Genomic DNA, 8,555 nt, shown 5'->3' on the forward strand with positions numbered 1-8,555 from the left:
CGCCCGCGTGGATCATCGGGGCAATGAAACCGTCTCGCATCAGGGTCTCCAGCAGGCTTCGGGACGTCGGGTTGATGTCGAAGGACACGTCCTCGTGCACGCGGCCGTCGTTGACGATCTCGGCCGCGACCGCGAAGTCCCGGTAGCCGGGGTTCGCCGATGAGCCGATGTACGCCTGGCCGATGGCCTCGCCACAGACTTCGGACACCGGAACAACGTCGCCGGGGCTGGACGGTCTGGCGATCAGCGGGACCAGTTCGCTCAGGTCGATGCGGTCGGTGACGTCGTAGCGGGCATCCGGATCCGCCTGCAACGGAGTGAAATCGTCCTCGCGCTGTTCTCCGGCCAGAAAACGGCGAACCTGTTCGTCAGCGGGAAACACGCTGGTGGTCGCGCCCAGTTCCGCGCCCATGTTGGCGATCACGTGTCTGTCCATCGCCGACAGGCCGGCCAGACCCGGGCCGTGGTATTCGATGATTCTGCCGACACCACCGTCCACGCCGTGACGGCGCAACATTTCCAGGATGATGTCCTTGGCGCTGACCCAATCCGGCAGGTCGCCGGTCAGTTCGATTCCCCAGATCTCGGGCATGGTCAGGTGGAAGGGTTCGCCGGCCATGGCCATTGCCACTTCCAGGCCGCCGGCGCCGATCGCCAGCATGCCCAGCGAACCGGCGGCGCAGGTATGGCTGTCGGAACCGAGCAGGGTCTTGCCCGGCTTTCCGAAACGCTGCATGTGGGTGGGGTGGCTGACGCCGTTGCCGGCGCGGCTGTACCAGACCCCGAAGCGATTGCAGGCGCTCTTGAGAAACCGGTGATCGTCCGGGTTGCGGAAATCTTCCTGCAGCAGGTTGTGGTCAACGTACTGGGCGGACAGCTCGGTCTTGACGCGGTCCAGCCGCATCGCCTCCAGCTCCAGCATGACCAGCGTGCCCGTCGCATCCTGCGTGAGCGTCTGGTCGATTCGAAGTGCAATTTCGCGGCCCGGGACCATCTCGCCGTCCAGCAGGTGGTCGGCGATCAGTTTGTGGGCGACGGTGCCTGTGTGGTCATCCATGCGATCTGGCGCGAATGCCTGACCAGCGATGTCCCGCTAAACCCCATTCCGGACGCCACGAGGCGCCGGCTCCCCAGCCGGTCGTGCAACCGCTTTGGGTTTGGGCTCGACCTTCAGGGTAGGCGGATGCGAGAGGGATTTCCAGTGACGGCTGTTCGCCGCCGGCCGGGCTCCGGGTGTCGTCCCGGCGGGCTCATCCCGCCATCAAGGCCGCCGGCTCAGCGCTGCTCGGCCGCATCCAGATGGCGCACCAGGCTGTCCGCGATGCGCGGGACCAGCGCATTGGGGAAGTCATGTCCCCAGCCATCGATGACGTCGAGGCGCGCGTGCCGAATCTTGTCCTTCAGGTCGAACGCGGCCTCGACCGGGACCAGCGGGTCGGCGCGACCATGCAGGATCAGGCAGGGTTGCCTGATCTGCTTCACCAGCCTGCCGCGATGCGGCGAACCGACGATGGCCGTCAGCTGCCTGAGCGTGCCGGCGGGATAAACATTGCGATGAATCTGCCGCTCGATCTTGGCGCGAATCTCCTCATCGGTCTGTTCGAAGCCGGTGCTGCCGATCAGGCGATAGGTCTGGATGCTTTGCGCGATGGCTTCGTCCATGGCCTTGGGGCGTTTGCGGATCAGTCGGCGTTGCAGGGCGAGACTGGGCTGCCTCAGCTTGCGGTGGCCGGTGGTGGTCATGATCAGCGCCGCGCTCAGGACGCGACGCGGCCGCGTCGCGGCCATCACCTGCGTGATCATCCCGCCCATGGATGCGCCGACGACATGGGCCTGTTCGATGTCCAGCGCGTCCATCAACGCGACCGCATCGTCCGCCATCGTGCTGATCGTGTAGGGCACCTCGGCGCTCAGTCCGAGGCGCCGCTTGATGACCAGTTCGGGAATGCCCGGCGCGGTCACGCCGTCCAGCTTGGACGACAGGCCAACATCCCGATTGTCGAAGCGGATCACCTGGTAGCCTGCATCGACCAGGGCGAGACAAAGTGCATCCGGCCACAACACGAGCTGCGACCCGAGCCCCATCACGAGCAGCACGGCGGGGGCATCCCGGTCGCCGATCCGCTCGTAGGCAAGTTCCAACTCGCCACAGGGCGCGAAGCCGAACTCGCCTCCCGTCGCGGTCAGCGATGGGTCGGAGAAGATGGGTTGCGAGGAACTGTCAGGCATGCGTCTGGGGACCGGCTGTGGCAATCGGTGGCGAAGGGCGTTCAGTGCGAAACGTTAGCACTGAACGCCATCGTCAGTCCGGTTCGGTCAGCTGGGCGCGGACGGATTCCGGAATTTCGGTCGAGGACATGGTTTCGGTGTTCACGAAGGCCATGGTCATGGTCGCGGTGAATGTGGTGATGCCGTTCACCGTTCCCCGGCATTCGAGCGTGACCGACGTGTTCCCCAGTCGGGCGACGTGAACCTCGATGTCGAGCAGGTCGTCCCAGCGCATCGGATGAAGAAACTCCATCGACAGCGCCCGGGCCGGTGGCGCGATCCCCGCCCGGAACAGCTGCCTGGTGGCGGAGCCACCGAAACGGTGGTCGAGAAATTCCAGGCCGGCTTCGACGACGAAGTGGCTGACACGCGGGGTGTAGACGATACCGGCCGGGTCACAATCTCCGAACAGCACACGGCGCCCGGTCTTGAAACGGTTCATGTCCTGAATCACGTCACGGGCACCACGCTCCGGTATGGGCCGGCTACTCCGCGACCTTCAGCACCAGCTTGCCGAAATTGTCTCCGGAGAAGAGCTTGAGCAGCGCCGACGGAAAGTTCTCGAGCCCCTCGACGACATCTTCGCGGCTTTGCAGCTTGCCGTCCGCCATCCATTCGGCCAGGTCGCGGGCCGCGTCGCCGTAACGGCTGACATAGTCGAACACGACCATGCCGGTCATCGACGCCCGATGCACGAGCAGCGACAGATAGTTCTTCGGGCCCTGGACGTCACTGCTGTTGTACTGCGAGATCGCGCCGCAAATCACGATGCGGGCGTGCATGGCGAGCCGGGTGAGCACGGCGTCCAGAATTTCACCGCCGACATTGTCGAAGTAGACATCGATGCCATCGGGGCAATGCCTGCGCAGCGCCGCTTTCACGTCCTCGTGCTTGTAGTCGATGCAGGCGTCGTAGCCGAGCACCTCGGTGGCATGTCGGCATTTCTCCGGTCCGCCGGCAATACCGACCACGCGGCAGCCCTTGATCCTGGCGATCTGGCCGACGACCTGGCCAACGGCGCCGGTGGCGCCGGAGACCACGACGGTCTGGCCGGGTTGCGGCTTGCCGATATCGAGCAGTCCGAAGTACGCGGTCATGCCGGGCATGCCCAGCGTGCCCAGGTAGCGGGGCAGGGGTGCCAGGCCTGGGTCGACCTTGACCACGCCCTTGCCGTCGCTGACGGCGTAGTCCTGCACGCCGAAAATCCCGGAGACGATGTCACCCTCCGCGAACTTGGGATGCCGGGAGGTGACCACCCGGGCAACCGACATCGCGCGCATCACCTCGCCGATGCCCACTGGCGGCACGTAGGATTTCGCATCGTTGAGCCAGCCCCGCATCGCGGGGTCCAGCGAGATGTAGAGATTGCGAACCAGGATCTCGCCATCCGCAGGGGCCGGCACCGGCGCCTCGACGTAGTCGAAATGTTCAGGGCCGACCATGCCAGTGGGTCGGCTCTTGAGCTGGTACTGATGATTTGTTTGTTCTGTATTCATATAAAAGTCAGTGCCTTATCGTGAAATATTGGCGTATTTTGAGAGCTCCAGCTTCGCGATCGCATTGCGGTGAACCTCGTCCGGGCCGTCCGCCAGCTTCAATGTGCGCAGCTGGGCATAGGCGTACGCCAGACCGAAGTCGTCGCTGACGCCACCGGCGCCGTGGGCCTGGATGGCCCAGTCGAGCACCTGACAGGCCATGGCCGGAGCGGCGACCTTGATCATCGCGATTTCCTTCGCCGCGACCTTGTTTCCGACCGTGTCCATCATGTGGGCCGCATTCAGCGTCAGAAGTCGGGCCTGGTCGATGAGGATGCGGGCGTCGGCGATGCGCTGGCGGGTGACGCCCTGCGCCGCGATCGGCTTGTGGAACGCCACGCGCTCGGTCACGCGCTGGCACATTTTTTCCAGCGCCCGTTCCGCCGCACCGATAGCGCGCATGCAGTGATGGATGCGGCCCGGTCCCAGGCGGCCCTGGGCGATTTCGAAGCCTCGTCCCTCGCCCAGCAGGAGGTTGGATGCCGGTACCCGGACATCCTTGAATTCAATCTCGGCGTGACCGTGCGGTGCGTCGTCGTAACCGAACACGGGCAGCACCCGGGTCATGTGGACCCCGGGCGTGTCCATCGGGATCAGGATCATCGACTGCTGACGATGCCGACTCTCGTTATCCGGGTCGGTCTTGCCCATGAAGATCAGCACCTTGCAGCGTGGATCGGGAGCCCCGGTCGTCCACCACTTGCGCCCGTTGATGACGTACTCGTCTCCGTCACGAACGATGGACGACTGAATGTTGGTGGCGTCGGAGGAGGCGACATCCGGCTCGGTCATGGCGAAGGCGGAGCGAATCTCGCCAGCGAGCAGGGGCTTGAGCCAGCGCTCCTGCTGCTCCTGCGTGCCGTAACGGGCCAGCACTTCCATGTTGCCGGTGTCGGGGGCCGAGCAGTTGAACACCTCCGGCGCCCACAGCACCCGCCCCATCTGCTCGCAAAGCGGTGCGTATTCGAGGTTGGTCAGACCGGCACCGTGCTCGGATTCGGGCAGGAACAGGTTCCAGAGCCCGGCCTCCTTGGCCTTGACCTTCATCTCCTCGACAACCTTGGTTGGTTGCCAGCGATCGTCGCCGGCATTCACCTCGTCGTGATAGCGATGTTCGTTGGGGTAGATGTGCTCGTCCATGAACGCCTTCACGCGGGCGAGCAGGTCCTGGGTCTTGTCGGAATAGTCGAACATGATGATCTCCGTCGGAGGCGGCGGCGTCAGCGACGCGCCAGAATTTTTTCCACCTGCATCCAGCCCAGCTCGGCCAGTGGCCGGGCGCCGCGGCCCATGGCCTCGGCCTTCTTGCTGGAGGCCGTGCCGGCTTTCACCCGGCCCATGATTCCCTGAAGAATCCCGGACAGCCGGAACATGTTGTAGGCGATGTAGAAATCCCAGTGGCTGGGGTCGATCGGTGCGCGGCCGGTGCGTTCGCAGTACTTCGCGACGTAGGCGGCCTCGTCCGGAATGCCGAGCGCGGCGAGATCGACACCGCCCAGACCGCGGAACAGGCCGCTGGGGATATGCCAGGTCATGCAGTGGTATGCGAAGTCGGCCAGCGGATGGCCCAGCGTCGACAGCTCCCAGTCGAGCACCGCGAGTATCCTCGGCTCGGTGGGGTGGAACATGATGTTGTCCAGCCGGTAGTCACCATGGACGACGGAGACCTCGTCCCCCGGCGGAATGTTCTGCGGCAGCCAGTCGATGAGGTTGTCCATCGCGGCGATGGTTTCGGTCTCCGAGGCCCGGTACTGCTTGCTCCAGCGCGCGATCTGGCGCTCGAAGTAGTTGCCGGACTTGCCGTAGTCGCCAAGCCCCACGGCGTCGACATCCACCGCGTGCAATGCGGCGATGGTGGCGTTCATCGCGTCGAAGATCGCCGCGCGATCGCTTGGGTCGTGCTCCGGCAGGGTGGGGTCCCACATCACCCGGCCATCGACGCAGTCCATGACGTAGAACGCGGTGCCGATGACGCTGGTGTCCTCGCAAAGGCACCAGGTTTTCGCCACCGGCACGTCGGTGTTCGCCAAGGCGGTGATCACCCGGTACTCGCGGTCCACCGCATGGGCCGATGGCAACAGCTGACCCGGCGGCTTGCGACGCAGCACGTAGGTCCGGTTGGGCGTGACCAGCCGGTAGGTCGGGTTGGACTGCCCCCCCTTGAACTGCTCCACGGTCAGCGGCATGCGGAAGTCCGCGATCTGCGTGGCGAGGTAGTCGGCGAGTGCGGCCTCGTCGAAGCGGTGCTTGTCCTGCACCGGCATCGTGCCGCTGAAGTCCTTCTGGTCAGACATGTCAGGCCGCCTTCGGCGTGATGACGAGCTTGCCGGAGACCTTGCGGTCCATCAGCGCACGGATCGCCTTGGGCGCATCCTCCAGCGAATAGGTGCCGGCGATGTGCGGCTTGAGCTTGCCGGCCTGCAGCCAGCCGAACAGCGTGCGCAGGTCCTTCATGTTGTTCATCGGCTCGCGTTTGGCGTAGTCACCCCAGAACACGCCGTTGATGTTGCAGCCCTTGAGCAGTGCCAGATTCAGCGGAATCTTCGGAATGTCCCCGTTGGCGAAGCCGATGACCAGAAAACGCCCGCGCCAGGCGATCGCTCGCAGCGCGGCTTCGGAGAACGCGCCGCCGACCGGGTCGTAGATCACGTCCGCGCCCTTGCCGCCGGTCAGCTCCTTGACGCGCGTCTTCAGGTCTTCGTCGCTGTAGTTGATTAGCTCGTCGGCGCCGTGCTCCTTGCACACCGCCAACTTCTCGGCGGTGGATGCGGCGGCGATGACGGTCGCGCCCAGCGCCTTGCCCACCTCGATGGCGGCGATGCCCACGCCGCCGGATGCGCCCAGCACCAGCAGCGTTTCGCCTTCCTTCAGCGCGCCGCGATCCGCCAGCGCGTGATAACTGGTCGCATAGGTCATGACGAAGGCCGAGGCGGTGACGAAATCCAGGCCCTCCGGCATGGGCACGACGGCGCGCGAATCGGCGACGGCGAGTTCCGCGAATCCGCCCCAGCCGGTGAACGCCAGCACGCGATCGCCGATGTTCAGATGGCCGACCTTGGCGCCCTTGGCGCGGACCACGCCGGCGCATTCGCCGCCGGGCGAGAACGGCAGGTCGGGCTTGAACTGGTAGAGGGTCTGGATGATCAGGGTGTCCGGGAAGTTGACCGCCGCGCCGTGGACCTCGATGACGACGTCCCAGTCGCCCGGTGCCGGGTCGGGTGCCTCGTCGATCACCAGGTCCTCCGGCGGTCCGTGCCGTTTGCAGAGCAGTGCTTTCATGAATGTCTCCTGAGCTTGTTCGGATGGGGGCGGGTCAGGCCGGCGGTGCCATCGGGTTGGTCGGGTCACGCTGTTCGAGGATGTCGCGCATGCGCACTTCGGTCTGCTTGATCGCGCCGCCGTGCGGGAGGATGTAGAAGCGCTTCTCTCCGATGGCGTCCATGACGAAGCGGGAGATGTCGCCCGCGGACAGGCGACCGGCCTCGATGGCCGCCTTGACGAACTGGGCGTATTCCTCGCCCAGCGGGTTGGCATCGGCGAGGTGGGCGGGGCGGTTGCGCTCCGAGTCCGCAATACCGGTCTTGAAGAAGGCGGGGCAGATCACCGAGACGCCGAGTTTCGATTGCATCGCGGTCAGCTCGTGATGCAGGCACTCCGACAGCGTGACCACGCTGTGCTTGCTGACGCAGTAGACGCTCGAGCCGGGGACGGAGGTGAGGCCGGCCAGTGACGCGGTGTTGATGATGCGCCCGGGATCGCCGCCCTCGAGCATGCGTGGAACAAAACTGCGTATCCCGTGCACGACGCCCATCAGGTTCACGCCGAGCACCCAGTTCCAGTCGTCCGTGGTGGACGTCCAGGTCGGGCCCGAAACCGCCACACCGGCGTTGTTGAACACCAGATGCGCGGCGCCGAACCGCTCGTAGGTCGCCGTGGCCAGGGCCTCGACGGCGTCAGCCTTGGAGACGTCGACCAGGCGAGTGACAACGTCGGTACCTTCCGGCAGCAGCGACACGGTTTCGCTCAGGCCGGCCTCGTCGACATCGGCGAGTGCCAGCCGCATGCCGGCATCCGCGCATCGCAGCGCCAGCTCCCGGCCCAGACCACTTCCACCGCCGGTGATGACGGCCACGCGATTGTTCAGATCATCCATGGGATTGTCCTCAGCCGATCAGGTAGCCGCCGTCCACGTTCAACGCGGTGCCGGTGCAGTAGCTGGACGCGTCCGAGGCGAGATAAAGCACCGCGCCGGCCATCTCTTCAGGTTGCGCGACCCGGCGCAGCGGGACACGCGGCATCAGAATCTTCTGCATGTCCTCGTTGTGCACCAGCGCGGAGGCGAACTTGGTGTCGGTGATGCCCGGGAGCAGGGCGTTCACGCGGACCTTGGCGTCGCCCAGTTCCTTGGCGAAGGCCTGCGTCATGCTGATCACCGCGGCCTTGGTGATGGAGTAGATTCCCTGCAACGGGCCAGGAACCTTGCCGTTCACCGAGGCCACGTTGATCACGCTGCCGCCGCCCTGGGCGATCATCATCTTGGCCGCATGGCTGGTCATGTAGAAGTAGCCGCGGATGTTGACGTCCACGGTCTTGTCGAAGGCGTCGACCGGGGTGTCCACGGTCGGGCCGAAGTAGGGATTGGCCGCCGCGTTGTTGACCAGTACATCGACCTTGCCGTGCTTGTCGGCGATGGTGGTCCAGAACGTGGTGATCTGATTCATGTCGCCGATGTGGCAGGTCAGCGCCTCGGCG

The 8,555-nt window shown here is 65.2% G+C and carries 9 protein-coding genes; all 9 read right to left on the reverse strand.

Translation table 11 applies throughout. The features are described 5' to 3' along the window. A partial coding sequence (locus ABNS06_RS14075; RefSeq protein ID WP_348675227.1) for an aconitase family protein occupies positions 1-1,057 on the reverse strand: 1,057 nt, incomplete at its 3' end. 218 nt (positions 1,058-1,275) lie between these two features. Further along, the gene (locus ABNS06_RS14080) at positions 1,276-2,229 is read right to left on the reverse strand and encodes an alpha/beta hydrolase (protein WP_348675228.1); all 954 of its coding nucleotides are present in this window, start codon (positions 2,227-2,229) and stop codon (positions 1,276-1,278) included. A gap of 73 nt (positions 2,230-2,302) precedes the next feature. Further along, positions 2,303-2,710, reverse strand: a complete 408-nt coding sequence (locus tag ABNS06_RS14085) for a thioesterase family protein (protein WP_348675229.1) — start codon at positions 2,708-2,710, stop codon at positions 2,303-2,305. A gap of 43 nt (positions 2,711-2,753) precedes the next feature. After that, on the reverse strand, positions 2,754-3,764 hold the full coding sequence (locus ABNS06_RS14090; protein ID WP_348675230.1) for an NADP-dependent oxidoreductase: 1,011 nt from the start codon (positions 3,762-3,764) through the stop codon (positions 2,754-2,756). A gap of 15 nt (positions 3,765-3,779) precedes the next feature. Next, on the reverse strand, positions 3,780-4,997 hold the full coding sequence (locus tag ABNS06_RS14095) for an acyl-CoA dehydrogenase family protein (protein WP_348675231.1): 1,218 nt from the start codon (positions 4,995-4,997) through the stop codon (positions 3,780-3,782). Between the two features lie 26 nt (positions 4,998-5,023). Continuing rightward, positions 5,024-6,097, reverse strand: coding sequence for a phosphotransferase (locus ABNS06_RS14100; RefSeq protein ID WP_348675232.1), 1,074 nt, complete (start codon positions 6,095-6,097; stop codon positions 5,024-5,026). A 1-nt stretch (position 6,098) separates the two neighbouring features. Then, on the reverse strand, positions 6,099-7,082 hold the full coding sequence (locus ABNS06_RS14105) for an NADPH:quinone oxidoreductase family protein (RefSeq protein WP_348675233.1): 984 nt from the start codon (positions 7,080-7,082) through the stop codon (positions 6,099-6,101). Positions 7,083-7,116: 34 nt separating this feature from the next. Continuing rightward, complete coding sequence (locus ABNS06_RS14110; RefSeq protein ID WP_348675234.1) at positions 7,117-7,956, reverse strand: SDR family NAD(P)-dependent oxidoreductase; 840 nt, start codon at positions 7,954-7,956, stop codon at positions 7,117-7,119. A 10-nt stretch (positions 7,957-7,966) separates the two neighbouring features. Next, positions 7,967-8,555: SDR family oxidoreductase (locus ABNS06_RS14115; protein WP_348675235.1), on the reverse strand; the 589-nt coding region annotated here is incomplete at its 5' end.

This window comes from uncultured Abyssibacter sp., assembly GCF_964000955.1.
In the GTDB taxonomy this organism is placed as follows: Bacteria; Pseudomonadota; Gammaproteobacteria; order Nevskiales; family OUC007; genus Abyssibacter.

Coding starts and splice junctions, on each gene's coding strand:
- ABNS06_RS14080 (WP_348675228.1), bottom strand. CDS start 2,229: ATGCCTGACAGTTCCTCGCAACCCATCTTCTCCGACCCATCGCTGACC.
- ABNS06_RS14085 (WP_348675229.1), bottom strand. CDS start 2,710: ATGAACCGTTTCAAGACCGGGCGCCGTGTGCTGTTCGGAGATTGTGAC.
- ABNS06_RS14090 (WP_348675230.1), bottom strand. CDS start 3,764: ATGAATACAGAACAAACAAATCATCAGTACCAGCTCAAGAGCCGACCC.
- ABNS06_RS14095 (WP_348675231.1), bottom strand. CDS start 4,997: ATGTTCGACTATTCCGACAAGACCCAGGACCTGCTCGCCCGCGTGAAG.
- ABNS06_RS14100 (WP_348675232.1), bottom strand. CDS start 6,097: ATGTCTGACCAGAAGGACTTCAGCGGCACGATGCCGGTGCAGGACAAG.
- ABNS06_RS14105 (WP_348675233.1), bottom strand. CDS start 7,082: ATGAAAGCACTGCTCTGCAAACGGCACGGACCGCCGGAGGACCTGGTG.
- ABNS06_RS14110 (WP_348675234.1), bottom strand. CDS start 7,956: ATGGATGATCTGAACAATCGCGTGGCCGTCATCACCGGCGGTGGAAGT.